Genomic DNA, 17998 nt, shown 5'->3' with positions numbered 1-17998 from the left:
TCCGATAACATTCAGACCCGGTATAGCTTTCAGCTTACCGGGTCTATTAAGTAAATATTCGCTTCTTTTTTGAACGCCTCCAGCTGACCTGCTATCCAGCGATCATCTTTTTTCAGTTCTGCCGCCATTACTTCTGCTACGGCAGGGGCTATACGAAGTGCTTCTCTTGCATCCAGGAACAGCAATCTTACCCTTCGGGCCAGGAAATCTTCAATATTCCGGGCCATTTCTTCTCTTACCGCCCAGGCCACCTGGGCTTTTTTAATACTAAATGCTTCGCTGATTGTTTCGTTGAGCACCGGATTATCGTTTGCCAGCTGGCGGATGGCTGCTTCATCGCTACCATAAAAATACCAGGGATCCTCCCAGTTCACGTTAGCCATGGCGCCGTGGATTGGCAGTTCCTCTGTAGCTGTTTCCGTTTCTTTCCAGCGCATGGTGTGTTCCAGCTGATGGATTACGTCTTGTCCCATGCGGCGGTAGGTCGTCCATTTACCACCGATGATAGTCATGAGTCCGGAGCTGGCAGCAATGATTTTATGGCTGCGTGAGATTTCCTTGGTTTTATGTCCCTCTGCCTTGGGGGCGGCCAGTGGGCGGAGTCCGGCCCATACACTGCGAACATCCGAGCGTTTTGGCGGATGAGCCAGGTATTGATCGGCCGTGGTGAGGATAAAATTAATTTCAGATTCCAGTGCGTGTGGTTCCAGGCTGATCGTATTTACCGGCGTATCAGTGGTACCTACCACCACTTTATTGTGCCATGGAACGGCGAACAGCACGCGGCCGTCGCTGGTGGCCGGGATCATCAGGGCATCATGGCCGGGAAGGAATTCCCTGTCCAGCACCACGTGTACCCCCTGGCTGGCAGCGATAGACTTAGGCGCGCTGGGATTATCCATTTCCAGGATATCATCCGCAAAGACGCCGGTGGCGTTGATAACAGCCTTGGTATTCAGGTAGATATCGTGTCCGCCGTTCAGTGTATCCCTTACCGTTACACCACTGATAGTGCCGAACTGATCTTTGTGCAGGCCGGTTACCCGCATATAATTCAGCGCAGTACCACCTTTATCCACAATCGTTTGTGCCAGGTTGACCGCCAGACGGGAATCATCGAACTGGCCATCATGGTAGAGGACACCGCCCGCCAGTTTATCCGGCTTGAGTGTGGGCAATCGTTGCAGTGCTTCAGATTTGGAGATATGTTTAGACTTGCCGAGACTGAGTCTGCCGGCGAGCCAGTCATATAATTTCAGGCCGATGGTGTATTTAATATTTTCCCAGAAGCTGAACGTCGGGATCACAAAAGAGAGATTACGGACAAGATGCGGCGCGTTGTGGGTGAGCAGACCACGTTCGTGGCTGGCTTCCCTGACCAGGCTGACATCGCCCTGGGCGAGGTACCTGACACCACCATGCACCAGTTTTGTACTTTTACTGGAGGTTGATTTAGCAAAGTCCACCTGTTCCAGCACCAGGGTTCGGTAACCTCTGGTGACGGCTTCCAGTGCAGCTCCCAGTCCGGTGGCGCCGCCGCCTACCACGATAATATCCCATGGTTCAAGATCAGTTCTGAGACTATCTACTATTTCTTCTCTTTTCATAAGGCTAGTTCGTTTTTCCGGGCCCGATATTTCGCGAATCGGGGCATACTGACTTAAACCGATCCGGGGTAGCAAATGTTGTGAATAAGCAAACTTTTAGCGTTTAAAAGCGTTCCAGAATAGTATCAGCATTGCAAAATTCATATGTCCATCAAGGTTATAAACAGATATCTGGTTTTTTGTGTCATTTTGGTTTGTTATGTATTGATAACCAGTTTAGGTGCACAGGCACAGAAGCGCAGGAGTAAACCCGTATCACTGAGCGAATTACCGCACGACACCATGCGGCCGGCAGATAGTGCTACCATCAGCAGGAATCTTCAGCGGCTGGCATCGGACACCAGTAATGGCAGTGGTATCCGCAAATCTGATACGACCGTATCGCTGTTAATCAACAGAATAGAGAATTACACCCTGTTGCTCAACTCTGAGATGACCGCCCTGAAACGGGGATTTGATACGGCCAAGATCAGTGCCAGTCTGCCATTGGTAGATACATCACTGGCGTTGATTAAAGGCAATATGGCGGGCCTTCAGCGCACTCCGAATATCAACGACATCCATACCAACAAAATCATGCTGGAGCAGCTGGAGCGTAAGCTGAACTCGTGGCAGACAATATTATTTTCCTATTACGACCGGCTGGTGATCATTAACGATACGATCCATACGTTGCGGCGGGATACAGCCATGCGCAATATACCTTCAGAAGATGAGCTGTATGGATTGTATGTTGGTATGCTGAGTAACCTGATATTAAAATTCCGGACAGTAGATAGCGCCAATAAGGTGAACCTGGTTAAGATTGGGTTGCTGCAAAATAAAGTAGCCAACAGGTATATAGAAGTCAGCAATCTGCTGGACGATATGAACTTTCAGCTGCAATTATTTACTACACATATGTTCCAGCGGGATTACAGGTATATATGGAATCCGCACCGGGATAGCATTAATCCGCTGGAATTTATACCCGTCGTCCATCAATCGTTGCATAAGAGTACCAAGGTGCTGGGGATATTTTTTTCGATACAGTGGCCGGTATTTTTTGTGTGGATACTAATAGCCGTTTTATTTGGCTGGGTGACGCTGTACAACATCCGGCGGATACGGTTGCGGCATGGCGAGGTGGAGTCGGAGTCTATATTACAGCATGCCAGGTACCTGTATAAATATCCGCTTGCGAGTACAGTAATTGTGGTGACGACCCTTGCAAATATTTTATCTATCCGGTACCCGATATTGTTTACGGAGATCATTCTGTTGCTGACGATGGGAGCGCTGACCTACATGTTTAAAGATATTTTTCCGAAAGTGCTTTTCAGGAACTGGCTGCTGCTAATGGGTTTACTGGTTGTTTATGCCTTGAATAACCTGTTAATAGAAGTCACCTATGTGGAGCAATGGGGTTTATTGATAGGCGCTGCCCTGAGCTTTATTCTGGGCATACGCTTCCTTAGGGAAACAACTACCTCCACGTTTGTACAGCCAAAATATTCAGCGCCGTTACTGATGCTTTTCATCTGTACGGCGGCATTTTCGTTTATCCTGGTATTGATGGCACGGGTGAGTTTAGCCAAGATCCTGGGTTCCAGCGCAGTGGTGAATACAGTAATGGCAGTGAATCTGTATGTGCTGACCAGCATCATGATAGAAGCAGTATACCTGCAGGTAGAGGCCAACAAAACCAGCAGTTCCTTCATTTCCTTCGTGGATTACCAGGACGTACAGCATAAGCTACGTTCACTTTTTATGGTACTTGCATTTGCCGGATGGCTGCTGATGCTGTTCAGAAACCTGTATGTCTATGATATGATTTATGATTTCATCATAGATTTCCTTTCCTCTTCGCGAACGCTGGGTAACCTTGAATTTTCCTACAGCAGTATCATTGTATTTGTGCTGGTGATATGGGTTTCCTTTATTTTATCGCAGCTGATCAGCTATCTGTTTGGGTCTACAACCCAGCAGAATGCCAAGAAGAATAAGTTGGGCTCCGCGATGTTGCTGGTACGGCTGGCGATCTTAGGCGGGGGCATACTCCTTGCATTTTCGGCGTCAGGGATACCGATGGATAAGGTTACCATTGTTATTGGGGCCTTAGGCGTTGGTATTGGTTTCGGGTTGCAGAATATTGTCAACAACCTGGTATCGGGGATTATCCTGGCTTTTGAGAAGCCTATTGAAGTTGGGGATACGATAGACCTCGGAACGAAGTCGGGCGTTGTAAAGGAGATTGGTATCAGGTCGAGTAAGATTTCAGCATTTGACGGGTCGGAAGTGATCGTACCTAATGGCGATCTGATATCACATCAGCTGGTCAACTGGACATTGAGTAATCGTACCAAGCGGGTGGATTTTGTTATTGGCGTGGGTTACGGCAGTGATGTCGGCAAGGTGAAAGCTATTATTTCCGCGGCGTTTCCTAACCGTGATGGTGTGCTATCCATACCTGCCCCTGTCATATTATTCGATCAATTTGGGGACAACAGCATCAATTTTAAAATTTATTTCTGGGTTGCCGATGTAGGAAATGCAGGTAGCGTTCAAAGCGAGGTGATGACATATATTTACGATGCACTGAATGCCGCAGGCACCGAAATCCCTTATCCACAGCGGGATTTACACATCCGGAGTGTAGATGAAAACATTCTGAATCGCTGGGATAAAAGAACGCCGGAGGAGCCTGCGAAATAATTTTTTAAAAAAAGTTTGAAAAAAAATGCCTCAACATTTTGATATTTCATTTTTTCGCTATTATCTTTGCACTCCCGTTTAGGGGCTGACGCTGAAAAGCAAGGCACTCAAAAACGAAAATGGCGAGGTAGCTCAGGTGGTTAGAGCGTTGGATTCATAACCCAAAGGTCTCGGGTTCAACTCCCGATCTCGCTACAGATAAAAAGCCTTTTAAGCATAGCTTAAAAGGCTTTTTCTTTTGAAAGGGTATTTGGTACTTAAAGAATACCTCCTAAAGTTTTCAATTTAGTAGAAGAATTTTATCCTCCCTTGTCTACTAATTTTTACAACATTGCACTGAAGTCCCCTATTAATATGCTGAATAATTTGTTCTCAGTCATACTGTAATGCGACAGCTATTTATAAAAATGACTATTTGAAGAAAAGCAAATGAATTTTTCAAAATTTCATAAATTAAAAAGTCCCAAAATCATTTATATACGTACATAGTTGGTATGAAAAACTGATTATTAACTCCCCCCAATGACAGCTGAAGAATATTTAAGAAAAGTAAATAAGCAAGTTCAAGACTTATTTGATTTATCATTAAAAGAAAATGAAGAGACAATAAATTTAGGAATTAACACGTCAATGTCTCTCCAAACCTGGCTTGGAGTAATCCCAGATGAGCCATATAAAATATTACTGAGTAATAGTATTCAAGCGTTGGAGCTTTCATTACTTTCTCAAGGTTATTGCCTATATCGCAATTCCTTTAGTGCTTTAAGACTATCAATGGAGATGTTGTTTGGTGGTATATATTTTAGCACGAACCTCATTGATTTCATTGAATGGACGAAGTCTTCAAAAGATCTGAACTGGTCAACAATTAATGATTATAATAATGGGATATTGTCTCATCGATTTTATAAAGCATTTTTTCCTGAAATTAAATCTGATTGTGAATCCTACTATACCCGGGCTAAGGATTTGTATAGAGACCTTTCTGAATATGTTCATGGTAACCACCATACCTGGATTACGGACTCAAAAGCATTGAAGGTAGAAAAGCGGGAAGTTGATCTATTCAAAAGATGTCTGTCATCATATAAAGAAATTGCTATTTTTTCGTTGTGCTTACGATATATAAAAGGACTTAATAAGGAAAATTTGGAGAAAATAGAGCCCATAATCATGGAAAATCTCAATCATATTGTTTCAATTCATTCTTATTTAACCATATAATCAATGGCAGATTTATATTTTAGGACAGAGAATATTCGGCCTGAGGAACTGCCGAATCTTATTGTTATCTCTCAATTGGAAAAAGATATTATTGAATCTTTAAAATCTAATTCCAATTTGATTCTTGAAGGGAGCCGAGGAACTGGCAAATCGTTTCTTATGAAGTTTGCTGCATATGAATTAGAAACAAATTTTCAAGAAGAGAAAATTTTGCCGGTTTATATAACGTTCATGGCCAGTACATTAATTCATTCAAGCGATCCGTTTCAGTTCCGAAATTGGATGATTGCCAGGAGCCTAAGAGAATTGATGAAAAGTTGCCTTAAAAAAGGCCTGCTTTTTTCAAAGTATGCTTCAACACTATTGAACGTTGACGGCAATGTTCAAGATAGTACCAGCAAGCTTGATGAAATAATCAGGGCTTACGAAGCCTCATACAAGAATCCAGGTTCTATTATCAATTCATCATCACTACCTGAACTGAATGACATAATTGACGCATTAAATGAACTTTGTGAAAAAAATCAGCTAAAAGGGATTTACTTTTACTTTGACGAGGCAGCTCATATTTTTAGGCCTGAACAGCAACGGCAATTTTTTACTTTTTTTAGAGACTTGCGATCTCCCTATGTTTCTTCGAAGGCAGCTGTGTATCCAGGCGTTACTCATTTCGGAGAAACTTTTGAATCCGTACATGATGCAACGTTCAAAAAGATTGATAGAAATATTCAGGACCTCGGATATCTGGGATTTATGAACTCCATGGTACAAAAGCAAGTAGACCCCACCCAATTAAATAGTATTAACCAACATAAGGACGTTTATAATGCACTAGTTTTTTGCGCAAACGGAAATCCCAGAATACTTCTGAAAACTACAGAACGATTACCCAAAATAGGTCCAAGTGAAATAGAAACACTGATTCGTACCTTTTTTAGAAATGAGATCTGGATTGAACATACGCTATTAGGAGACAAATTTAAAGGCCACAAATTGCTTGTTGACTGGGGCAGAAAATTTGTAGAGGATACCGTTATACCAAATCTTGTTAAGAAAAATTTAGAAGAAAATGGCTCTGTTAAGCCTGAAACAAGTTTGTTTTTTTGGGTTCATAAAGATTCTCCTATTCAGGTACGTGAAGCACTTCGCTTATTAACATATACCGGGATAATCAGAAAAGTTGATGATGGTGTTAAAGGTAGCAGATCTTTGATCGGGACACGTTATGAAGTGAACTACGGGGTATTCCTTTCACAAGTTACAAACCCCGTGAAAAACTCGCGCGATATAATTTCAAGACTTCAGTTGAATAATTTTTCTGAATACGGTCATAATCATTCGGCTTACAATGAACTAAGCAATGAGAGCATAGTAATAGAAAACGAGGCATCCCTTGTGGAATCGATAAATTCGATCTTACAACAGTCGCCTGATGTTCTTGACTTAACTAACTGGCAAAAAAATAAGCTCATTAAGGAAGCAGGAATATCAACAATTAAGGAGGTAATTGATATTAGTGAAGAAGAATTGATGAATAAGCTTTATCAGGTGGGAACTGTCCGTTCACGGCAAATGAAAAATGCAGCTTATGCGGAAGTTTTAGAGTTTATATCGGGTTAAAATTTGGGGCTAGATTTGTTTAATAATAGTGCACGGAGAAGATCGTTTGTCAAATTATTTGACCCAAGCTAGCCCAACGATAGGTTAGATAATTTTCCCCAATCTCGTTACAAGAAAAAGGCTTTCAAGTGATACTTGAAAGCCTTTTTTGTATATTAACCTCCAAAACTATTCTAACCTATGGGCCTGTTCAACAAACTTTTTGGTAAAAAGACGCAACCTTCTACCACAGCAACAAATGACTCCGATACTGACCTGACGAAAGTATACCCAAGAATTAAAAGGTTGTATAACGAAGCATCTCCCAACCACAGTAATGACGAACCGAAAATCGAATTAGGCAATGCTGATCTTCCCATCTATGAACCTATTGCAAAAGATCTTGGTCTTTTTTATGCATTAGACATGGGCGATTCTTTTATGCTTCTACAGAACAGACATTTATCTGAAACAATTACACTTGAAAAATTGAGGGAAGCAGCAATCAATAACCTGGTCGAAGAAACTTCGGAAAAAACCGAAATTCATGGAAATGCCTCAGAAGTGATGATGCTCGCCAATGGCGGAAATTATGAAGCAGCTATGATTTTAATTAACAGCCTGTGGGATGATCTCGAACGCACGCTGAACGACCAGCCATGTATAGCTTTACCTGCCAGGGATCTCCTATTTATTACCGGTAAAAATAATGCCGCTGGCCGGGAACACCTACGTGATCTGATTAACAGAGCTTATGATACAATCGATAAAAATCAATTGCTCGTTCGACACATCTATACACGCGAGAATAATCAATGGAGCGTGATAGAAACAATCTGATAATTTACCGGATCAAGTAAAGATTATTATTTAATCGGCTTTCAAATATCACCTGAAAGCCGTTTTGAGTTATATAAAAACTTCTTCTATGGCATTACAGATATGCCCCAATTGCCAACAACAGGATTTCACATGGAGCTTTGATGAAGAAAATATCCCACCTACAAGCTGGCATTGTAGTAACTGTGGTTATACCGCTTGTGAAGATGAATCTTTTGAAAGACTATGTGCCACCTGTAATATCAAATCTGAATCCAGGCTGGCAGATGATAAAAAAATTTACTGGTGGTGTTCCACTTGTAATACAATAACAATCATCTCGAAAATACCCAACTACAGATACCCCACCAGGGCTGCTATTGATTTCCTTGCAGCTGAATTCAATTATCGTAATGAACCCCACATGCAGGATTGGGAGTATGAAGTCGCCAGTGCCGAGGACTTAGATAAATATTTCGCCGTCTATTCGCGTGTAAATGATGATGATATCAGGTTTACGCTGATGATGATGATCATAGAAGTCCTTGGCACTAATGATGAGACCAACAAAGACTGGCTTAGGGCCAAACAGCTTCTAATTGAAAATTTTTCCTTGCACGAGTACACTGTCTTTTACTGGTGTATCTTTGATAACGAGCATATTGAAGATTGTTTTTATATCACTCCATTAATGAGAAAACTCTGGCAGGAGCAAGCTGAAAAACATCCATGAATTATTATTTGAAAACAATACTTTTATCACATCGGCTAATAACGTTCTTTCCCCTGATTCTGGCTGGTGTCCAGCCTTTGGTTTTTATTATTGCTGTTATCTTTTTTTTAAAATAAGTCTCATATTGGTGGTTCTCCTTCACATCAAACTTAAAAGAATACCCTGTGATAATAGCCTGTCCTGTTTTGTTTACGATAAATTGAATTTCTACTTCTCCTGAAGAATAAGTGCTATTCCCCCGTTTATAACCAGCCGGATATTTGACTTTACCAGCGAATTGTTGTTGGAGTATACTTAGAAATGTGTTCTTAATCGTATCTCCAGGATAAATAGCAGGGGTATCACATCCCCAGGAATACATTGTATCGTTGATATGCCTGGTAAGAAAAATGCTATCCGAAACATTCAGCAATGAGTCTATAAAATTTTTCCCATAGCGCTCTCCAATTAGTTCTTTCATCCGTTTGCCATAGCAGCCTTGCTTTTGAAAGGTCATAACATCCGATATAATTTCTGTAGTATCACTAATATCAAAGAATTTCAACTGCTCTTTCATCTCCTCTTCATTCCTCATAATATCAATTGTGAAGGTCTCGTAAAAGGAATACATCATTTTTCCATTCCGGAAATCCTGCTCTGCCTGGAGCCTGGCTTTAGGACAGGTTGTATCCTTTGAAGAAAACGTATGCAGGTCTCCATCACGCTCGGAAGAATTAGTACTACAAGCAAATAACAATACAGGTATTATGAACAGAGTAAATATTATTTTCATAGATATTTATAAAATGATGCAATGGAAGATAAATTTCCATATAAATACCCACTCGATCTATCTTATCTGGTCTAACCTCCTGTTCAATGGTGATAAGGCCCCTCTCCCATTTAAAAAAAATTTCTTGTATTATTGTGCCGAAACGCATTCCTACCTGATATGCCTGATGCTGAATTATGGACATTGCTGAAATCCGGGGAAATCACCGGACTTGAAGGACTATACAAGGAATATTTTCCCATTTTATCAAATTATGGGTTAAAATTCACGCTGGACAAGTCTTTCATTGAAGAAAGCATCAATGACCTATTTCTGAAATTATGGCGAAACAGGGAAACCATCGATACACCACGCGTTGCCAAACATTACCTGCTATTGTCTTTCCGCCGTATGCTAATACGGAAACTGTCGTCCGATCCTGGCCGGCAGGAAGATGCCATATCAGCAGAATATGTTCCTTTCAATTTGGAGCTAACCTACGAACACCCGCTCATTCGGGCCGAAAGAGCCAGCGAGCTTAAACAAAAAGTGGACAAGTTATTAGATACCCTTACGAACAGACAACGAGAAGCCATCTTTCTGAAATTCTATGAAGACCTCTCGTACGAAGAAATCGGGGATATCCTTGACATTAACACCACCGCCACCTATAAGCTGGTTTACAGGGCATTAGAGCGCCTCCGTGAACAATTAGGCGGGTTTTCTCTACTTGTATTGCTGCTCCTGCTTCCGCGCCGATAAAAAATTTAAAAAATATTTTTGAAAAATGGGGTAATCGTGGATTATCCCTGCGTCTGTACTTGTAAACCTGCGGATAACCGCATATGAATAGAGCTAAAGACTATGAGCATTATCTGCCGGAAGACTTCCTGCTGGATGAATATTTCATCCAATGGGTGAAATACCCTGCGGCCGATACCAATGCCTACTGGAAAAAAGTGATGGCTGACATCCCTGGTACCCTGCCTAAAATGGAGGAAGCCAGGGAGGTTGTGTATGCTTTATCTATGCCAACCGTATCAACGAACGAGGCCAATATGCAAGCCAGCTGGGAGAAATTACTCGCGGAGATAGCCAAACCGCCAACAGCACGTGTCTTATATCAACCCCGGAAATGGTGGGCAGTGGCCGCAACTTTATTACTCCTGGTAGTTGCTACCAGCGGCTGGTTTATGATTTCCTCCGTTAATATCCACACCGGATATGGAGAAACCAGAAAAATCACACTGCCAGACCATTCCATTGTAATGCTGAATGCCAATACTACCGTGACTTATCCGCGCTCCTGGTATTTCACAGGCAAAAGAGATGTTCAGATGCAGGGAGAGGCATTCTTTGATGTAAAACACCTGGGCGATACCTTCCGGGTAACCACCTGCAACGGTATCGTTACCGTACTGGGAACGGCTTTCAACGTGCATGCCCGCAACAATGAGCTATCTGTAATGCTTCAAAGAGGCAGTGTACGCATCGATAACTTCCTTGCACCTGCACAACCGGTGTTCCTCCAACCCGGAGAAGGTTGGACCAACACCATCAGCAAAAATGTAGTCGTAAAGGTGGATACCCTTGCTGCTACCGCCTGGACAAGACATGAGCTATTATTAAACAGTACCAAAATAAAAGAGATTATTCACATATTAGAAGAGCGCTATGGTTATACTATAATCACAAAAGATTCTTCCATCCTGGAAAGGAAAATTGAAGGAAGAATTCCTATGCAGGGAGAAAAAGATTTGCTATTCGTTTTATCCAGAATACTTGACGTAAATATCAACCAACACCAGGATACTCTTTTCATTACCAACAAAGAGTAGGCCTCATTTACCAACCACAAAAATCAATCAGGTTTATGAACAGTGTGCTGAAGTTCATTCAGACTGTGGCCATGGCATGCCTATTAGTGGCGGCCTCACAGCATTCCTCTGCCCAGGTCAGGAACATGCCCGTTACTACCGCCTTAAAGCAGGTTACAAAATCTTTCGGTACCAGCTTCGTTTATGAAAACAGCTTACTGGAAGACATCAATGTCAGCTTTGATCCTGCAAGTATTTCAGGGAAATCTGTTGAAGCAGTGCTAAAGGAAATGCTCTATCCCAAAGGGCTGATATTCCTTTTTGTCAATGACAACACCTACACCATTATCCGTGATGTAAGAAAGAAGAATCCGGTTCCCGGAAACACCACTGGAACTATTGACCAGAAAGCGCTTTCAGGAATTGTTACCGATGAAAATAATCGTCCGCTGCCAGGTGTAACCGTAAAAAACCTGCGTAACAAAGAAGGTACTCTGACAGATGCCAACGGTTACTACACACTGAAAACCGCCAATGCCGGCGATATGCTGGTATTCACCTTTGTCGGTTACAAAACACAGCAGCAGATAGTTACCAAAGCGGCACAGCTCAACATCAGCATGTCTACTGATAATATTCAGCTGTCTACCGTGGAGGTTTCTACCGGTTACCAAACCATTGCCAAAGAGAGGGCCACGGGTTCCTTCTCCCAGATCAAAGACCTGGACCTGGAGAAGAAAGTGACCATGAACGTGGCCGATAAGATGGAAGGCCTTGTCAGCGGATTGCTGGTAACCACCAACCCTGCAGATGCCAGCGGACGTCCTACGACCAAAACCACCCTCACCATCCGTGGCCGAAATACCCTGCGTGCCCAGCAAGACCCGCTGATCGTTATCGACGGCTTCCCCTATGAAGGCGACCTCTCCATGCTCAATCCGGAAGATATTTCCCGGGTGACTTTCCTCAAAGACGCTGCTGCAGCCTCTATCTGGGGTGTCAGAGCAGCAAATGGCGTGGTAGTCATCGAAATGAAAAAAGGAAAAAATCAAAAACGCCTGATCAATTTCTCTACCAACTATACCATTGGCGGCAAACCTGATCTCAGCTATCGCCCGGTTGCCAATAGTGCCGACTATCTTGACTTTGAACAGGAAGCTGTTAATAAATCCCTGCTGCCAGATCCTTCCGGCAAAACGCTACCCTCCACCTCTGCCGGTGCTGATATCTTCTTCCGATATAAACGCGGAGAAATCACTGCCGCCCAAAGAGATGCACTGGTGGCTCAACTGGCTTCCTACGACTATAAATCTTCCTACAGTAAATATCTCCTCCAGCAACAACAAATTAAACAATACAATCTTTCTGTTGCCGGTGGAAATGATGCTGCCAAATACTTTATCTCCGGCTCCTACAGCGATGAGCTGCCGGTAGCAAAAGGCAACCGCAATCAGCGCGTTACGCTGAATTCTACCAATATCTTTCAGTTGACCAAAAATCTGGAAGCCAATGTGGGCTTTATGATTGTGATGGCCAACACTAAAAATAACGGTGTGGGTCTCAAACCTCTGGAGCCAGGAACCGGCACCCTCCTGCCTTACGACCGCATCGTTGATGAAAATGGCGCTCCTATGCAATATTCCAGGGCTTTCAATAAACGTACACTGGATTCTCTGGAAAAAATGGGATATCTCCCATGGAAATACAATTATATCGATGAACTGGCCAACGCTGACAATACCAGCCGCAGCAACCTTTACCGCTTGAACGGCGGCTTCCATTATAAGATTATTCCCGGTCTGAGCGCAAGCCTCAGCGGACTATACGAGCGTTCGTTTGCCCGTACCCGTAATTACTACAGCCCTAGCACCTATACCAGCAGAAATACTGTAAATAACGCCACCTCCGTACAGGCGGGCAAGTTAGTATACGGACTGCCAAGAGGAGGCATACTTGACCTTTCCAATGTAGAAATGGAGCATTATGATGTGCGTGGTCAGTTGAATTATAGCAAATCCCTCGGTGCCAACCACAGAATTGATGCAGTAGGTGGCGGAGAGATCAGACAAGTATGGACCAATGGCGCTACCAGCCGTTTGTATGGCTATGATGATCAGACCCTTTCTTCCAGCCTGGTTAATTACGACCTCTATTACAAAACAGCTGTTACCAACTATCAGAATAAACCATCTAACCCTAATACCTTGTCAGACGCACGTGACAGGTACCTGTCATGGTATACCAATGCCAACTATACCTACCATGAGAAATATGTGCTATCAGGAAGTGTGAGATTAGATGATTCCAACCTTTTCGGTGCGAGTAAGAAATATCGCGCAACGCCGCTATGGTCGATGGGAGCCATGTGGAAGCTGGGCGAAGAAAACTTCATGAATACCGCTGTTATGAACAGGCTTAATCTTCGCGCTACCTATGGCGTGAATGGCAATGTGGACAAAACTACAAGCCCTTACCTGATTGCGACGGTTCCTTCTTCTATCGGCTATTATAACGGCCTGCCATATGCTGATATCAGTAACCCTGCAAACCCGCTCCTGCGCTGGGAAAAAACAAAAACTTTCAACGTCGGTGTAGATGCATCTTTCTGGAAAAGCAAACTGGAAATGAGTCTGGATGTATATTACAAAAGATGTTACGACCTGCTGGGTCCTGCCGAATTTAATCCAACCTATGGATTTACCAGTCTGACCGTAAATACAGCCAAAGTAGACAACCATGGCGCAGACCTCAATATTACCGCAGACTTTTTCCGTGAGAAGGCCTTCTCCTGGAAATCTATCATGAACTTTAGCTACAACATGAATAAAGTAGCATCTTCCAACCTGCAACGTGAACTGGTAACCTACTATGTAAACAGTGGCTCAGGAAGTAATCCTGTTAAAGGCAAGCCTATTGAAGCAGTGTATAGCTATCGCTTTGGCGGCCTCGACAGCGCAGGCAGACCAACTTTACTGAATGGTGCAGGTAAAAGAATGCTGACAGAAGCTGATATCGCCTCAGATCTTACTACGCTTACCTATAGCGGAAGTACCGTGCCTAAGTATTTCGGCGGCTGGACAAATACCTTCCGTTACAAACAGCTGGAACTCTCTGCCCTGGTGACTTTCAAATTCGATTATGTTTTCCGCAGACCAAGCGTATCCTATTTCAGCTATTCCACACAAAAATCTATCAACAAAGATGTGGCGCTCCGTTGGAAACAACCGGGTGATGAAAATAAAACAATCGTGCCAGTGATGCCATCAACAGGAGTGAATTACTCAGAATCATGGTATCTGCTATCGGACCAGCTGATAGAAAGCGGATCACATATCAGGTTGAGAGAGGTTTCCCTGTCGTATGATCTTCCGGCGCAACTCCTGCGTAGTATACATCTACAGAAATTATCCCTGCTCGCCTACGGCAGAAACCTGGCATTATGGACGCAGAACAAGGCAGGCATCGACCCGGATTATATTCCTTCCGCCTATTATACCATGCTGCCACCTGCAAGATCATTTGCCATCGGTTTACGTACAACATTTTAAACTACTAAAGAACGTTTCATGAAATATTTAAACATATGTTGGATCGCTTTAGCTGCCTTAGTGTTGAGCAGCTGCGGGCGTGATTATCTCGATATAAAACCCAAGGGTAAGGTGATACCTTCTGTTTACAAAGATTATCGCCTTTTGCTCAACAATGCCTATACCTTACCAACCTCCTACGGCTCCGATGAATGGCTGACAGACGATGTGGAATTCTACGAATCCAAAGGGTTGAGTTACCTCGGTAACAGCACCTTTAAATTGCATACCTGGCAGAATAATGTGTATGTAAGCGGTGACGGAGATAATATGTGGAATAGCCTGTACAAGCAGATCTACATAGCCAATGTGGTAATTGACGGCATGAAAACCGTGACAGACGGCATATTGACAGAACGTAACCAGGTAACAGGCGAAGCACTCGTACACAGAGCTTTCGCTTATTTCTCCCTGGTAAACCTTTACGGCATGCAATACGATGCAGCTACCGCATCCAAAGACCTCGCTGTGCCACTGGTATTAGCACCCACCACAGATCAGCAATTAAACAGGGCATCCGTACAGGCCGTGTACGATCAGGTATTTGCAGATCTGAACCTGGCAGTTACATTGTTGGGAAAAACCAGCACCACTTTCTTTGAACCTTCGCTAGCCACAGGTTACGCTGTACTGGCACGAGCAGCGCTTGCCACCGGCAAATATCAGGAAGCACTAACTGCCGCCACTAACTCCCTGGCTATCAAAAATAAACTGACCGACTACAACCAGTTTAAGAACGATCCATATTCCTTCCCGATCAACAGCGAAAACCAGGAAACTTTGCTGATGAAACTCGCAAATAATGCCTACAGCTGGTTTTCTGTCAGCAAAGACCTGCAGGTAGCATTCAAAGATTCATTAAACGACCTGCGTTACCAGATCCTGTTTACTTCCACACAGGACCCAATGCGTGGTTATCTCTATTACAATGGTGAATTCCTGCAATACGACACCAGGAACCTGGGCCCTACGGTAGCAGAGATGTACCTCGTAAAAGCAGAATGCGAAGCCAGGGCCGGAGATGCTACTGCGGCGTTGAATGATATGAACGCAGTAAGGAAAGCCCGCATTCTCAGCAATAGCTATCAGCCCACCACGGCTACTTCTGCAGATGATGCCCTGGTAAAAGTACTGGAAGAAAGAAGAAGAGAATTATGTTTCCATGGGATGCGATTATTTGATCTGAAAAGATTGAATAAAGATCCAAAATTCGCCAAAACACTGCACCATAGCTACAATGGGCAACAATATGAAATAGCACCAAATTCACCTATGTACCTGTTTCCGATCGCACCTAAACTACGCCAGCTCAATCCGGAGATAGAACCCAATGAACATCTTTAACCAACCACTATAAACCGGGGTCTGCCAGGCAGACCCCGATAATATAACGCTTATGTATACACGTATTTTAAGTCTGCTGTTGCTATTAGTTGTATTTAAAGTAAATGCACAGGAAAAAGGTATTCATTTCCAGCATGGACTGAGCTGGAAAGAGATCAAAGCAAAAGCAAAACAGGAGAACAAATTCATTTTTGTAGATTGCTATACTACCTGGTGTGGCCCTTGTAAATGGATGAGCAGAGAGATTTTCCCACAAGAAGTTGTAGGAAATTATTTCAATGAGAAATTCATCAGCGTAAAAGCCCAGATGGATAAAACCGATAAAGATGATGAGTCGGTAAAACAATGGTATGCAGATGCAGACGCTATTGCCACGGATTATAAAATAATGGCCTACCCTACCTTTTTATATTTCACTCCGGCAGGGGAACTGGTACATATTAAAGTGGGTACTGATTCTGCAGCAGCCTTCATTGCCGCCTCTGCGAAAGCTTTACAGCCGGAAACCCAGTACTACACCCGCATGGCAGCTGCATTAAAAAATGCAGGCAAGGACACGGCGCTGCTGCGCGGCCTCGCTACAGAAGCCCATCGCAATTATGACGGACAATATGCAGATATCTTCTTCACCCGCTATTTACAGGTATTACCAACAGTTTTTAATAAAGAAACGATTCAGCTGATGGATGAATTTACCCGTAAAAGCGGTGATACCGGGTTTGTCATCTTCAAAAATAATAAGGCAAAAATCAATAGCCTGATGGGCGAACTGTACGCAGAAACCAAAGTGGAACAGATCATTATGTCAGAAGAAATCTATTCCGGCATGAAAGATGGAAAGACGCCGGATCTTGCAGCTATCAAGCGTACACTCAAACAAAAGTACCCGGACTATGCCAGCATCGTTTACGGAAAATTTGAGTTACAAAATTATCAGCGCAACAAAGAATACGATAAATATATTCCGGCTGTAAAAACTTTCGTTAAAAACAACCAATCAAAGATCAATGCTGCTGAACTGAGTGGTTACGCCTTTGTGCTGGCAATACATGGAAACGATACTGCCACCTTACAGCTGGGGCTTAAATGGATAGATATCGCATTACAAAAAGATACCTCTCCGAATTACATGACCACGAAAGCCAATCTGCTTTATAAGTTAGGTAAGACGGATGATGCCATAACATTGCAACAAACCGCCATTAATAAGTTTGATCAACCTGATAACAAATACTTCAGGGAGTACCATGAAAAGATACTTGACCAAATGAAGAAAGGAGAAAAAATCAGGTAAGAAGAGGGCGTAAAGCCCTCTTTTTTATTTGGATAATTTATCTTCCTTTAGCGGCGTTGCCACGCAGGATCATGAATGTACCACTGGCAATGGCAACCACTTTATCTTCCGCATTTTTTATTTCACAGGTATAATGCACTACTGATTTACCTATTTGTACCGGGCGTGCATAGGATTTAAGGGTGGTAGCCCATGCCGGCCGTAGAAATTTTATGGAAAGGTCTATGCTCGCAAAGCTTTCACCTTCCTGTAATAAGGTAGATAAAGCTGTGCCCATGGCGGCGTCAGCGAGTTCACACAACATTCCGCCGTGAATAGTTCCCTGCTGATTGCCGTGGAGTCCTGGATCGGCCTGTAATGTAAGGCAGGCGTAGCCTTCAGATACTTCACTTACCTTATAGCCTACCAGTTGTGATGTGGCTGTAGGGTAAATGAAATGTGTAGTTTCTGCTGGTGTGAGCGTTCCATCGATGAGGCGCCGGAGGTATTCAAGTGTCGTCAGTTTAGTCATTTTCCATGCTTTTGATTC

13 protein-coding genes and 1 tRNA gene are annotated in these 17998 nt (G+C 43.2%); 11 read left to right on the top strand and 3 right to left on the bottom strand.

Annotated elements, in window-relative coordinates; all coding sequences use genetic code 11:
• Window positions 1-29 precede the first annotated feature (29 nt).
• Entirely contained in the window at window positions 30-1607 is a 1578-nt protein-coding gene (locus tag F3J22_RS26160) for a glycerol-3-phosphate dehydrogenase/oxidase (protein ID WP_167020952.1), read from the bottom strand.
• A gap of 204 nt (window positions 1608-1811) precedes the next feature.
• Here F3J22_RS26160 and F3J22_RS26155 point away from each other — a divergent pair, with 204 nt between their 5' ends.
• The 6 genes from F3J22_RS26155 (at window position 1812) to F3J22_RS26130 (ending at window position 8676) form a co-directional block, all read left to right on the top strand.
• On the top strand, window positions 1812-4301 hold the full coding sequence (locus tag F3J22_RS26155; RefSeq protein WP_167020951.1) for a mechanosensitive ion channel family protein: 2490 nt from the start codon (window positions 1812-1814) through the stop codon (window positions 4299-4301).
• A gap of 121 nt (window positions 4302-4422) precedes the next feature.
• Window positions 4423-4496, top strand: a tRNA-Met gene (locus tag F3J22_RS26150).
• A gap of 327 nt (window positions 4497-4823) precedes the next feature.
• Window positions 4824-5525 carry a hypothetical protein gene (locus F3J22_RS26145; protein ID WP_167020950.1) on the top strand — a complete coding sequence of 234 codons (702 nt, stop codon included), beginning with the start codon at window positions 4824-4826 and terminating at the stop codon, window positions 5523-5525.
• A gap of 3 nt (window positions 5526-5528) precedes the next feature.
• Complete coding sequence (locus tag F3J22_RS26140; RefSeq protein WP_167020949.1) at window positions 5529-7145, top strand: hypothetical protein; 1617 nt, start codon at window positions 5529-5531, stop codon at window positions 7143-7145.
• A 180-nt stretch (window positions 7146-7325) separates the two neighbouring features.
• A complete protein-coding gene (locus F3J22_RS26135; protein ID WP_167020948.1) occupies window positions 7326-7964 on the top strand; it encodes a DUF1444 family protein in 639 nt (212 codons plus the stop codon).
• 88 nt (window positions 7965-8052) lie between these two features.
• Entirely contained in the window at window positions 8053-8676 is a 624-nt protein-coding gene (locus tag F3J22_RS26130) for a hypothetical protein (RefSeq protein ID WP_167020947.1), read from the top strand.
• Between the two features lie 4 nt (window positions 8677-8680).
• Here F3J22_RS26130 and F3J22_RS26125 read toward each other — a convergent pair whose 3' ends face one another.
• Entirely contained in the window at window positions 8681-9448 is a 768-nt protein-coding gene (locus tag F3J22_RS26125; RefSeq protein WP_167020946.1) for a hypothetical protein, read from the bottom strand.
• Between the two features lie 159 nt (window positions 9449-9607).
• On the opposite strand from F3J22_RS26125, the gene F3J22_RS26120 reads away from it, so the two are divergent.
• The 5 genes from F3J22_RS26120 (at window position 9608) to F3J22_RS26100 (ending at window position 17469) form a co-directional block, all read left to right on the top strand.
• On the top strand, window positions 9608-10189 hold the full coding sequence (locus F3J22_RS26120; RefSeq protein ID WP_167020945.1) for an RNA polymerase sigma factor: 582 nt from the start codon (window positions 9608-9610) through the stop codon (window positions 10187-10189).
• Between the two features lie 83 nt (window positions 10190-10272).
• Window positions 10273-11265, top strand: coding sequence for a FecR family protein (locus F3J22_RS26115; RefSeq protein WP_167020944.1), 993 nt, complete (start codon window positions 10273-10275; stop codon window positions 11263-11265).
• 35 nt (window positions 11266-11300) lie between these two features.
• Entirely contained in the window at window positions 11301-14792 is a 3492-nt protein-coding gene (locus tag F3J22_RS26110) for a SusC/RagA family TonB-linked outer membrane protein (RefSeq protein WP_167020943.1), read from the top strand.
• An 18-nt stretch (window positions 14793-14810) separates the two neighbouring features.
• Complete coding sequence (locus F3J22_RS26105) at window positions 14811-16175, top strand: RagB/SusD family nutrient uptake outer membrane protein (protein ID WP_167020942.1); 1365 nt, start codon at window positions 14811-14813, stop codon at window positions 16173-16175.
• A 52-nt stretch (window positions 16176-16227) separates the two neighbouring features.
• On the top strand, window positions 16228-17469 hold the full coding sequence (locus F3J22_RS26100) for a thioredoxin family protein (protein ID WP_167020941.1): 1242 nt from the start codon (window positions 16228-16230) through the stop codon (window positions 17467-17469).
• 37 nt (window positions 17470-17506) lie between these two features.
• Here the strand turns inward: F3J22_RS26100 and F3J22_RS26095 are convergent, their stop codons facing one another.
• Window positions 17507-17980: a PaaI family thioesterase gene (locus tag F3J22_RS26095; protein ID WP_167020940.1), complete on the bottom strand. Its 474-nt coding sequence runs from the start codon at window positions 17978-17980 to the stop codon at window positions 17507-17509.
• Window positions 17981-17998 lie beyond the last annotated feature (18 nt).

The sequence above is a fragment of the Chitinophaga sp. Cy-1792 genome (assembly GCF_011752935.1).
Classification (GTDB): Bacteria; Bacteroidota; Bacteroidia; order Chitinophagales; family Chitinophagaceae; genus Chitinophaga.
Note: the sequence above shows the minus strand (reverse complement) of the source record. Positions and strands in the feature narration are given on the sequence as shown.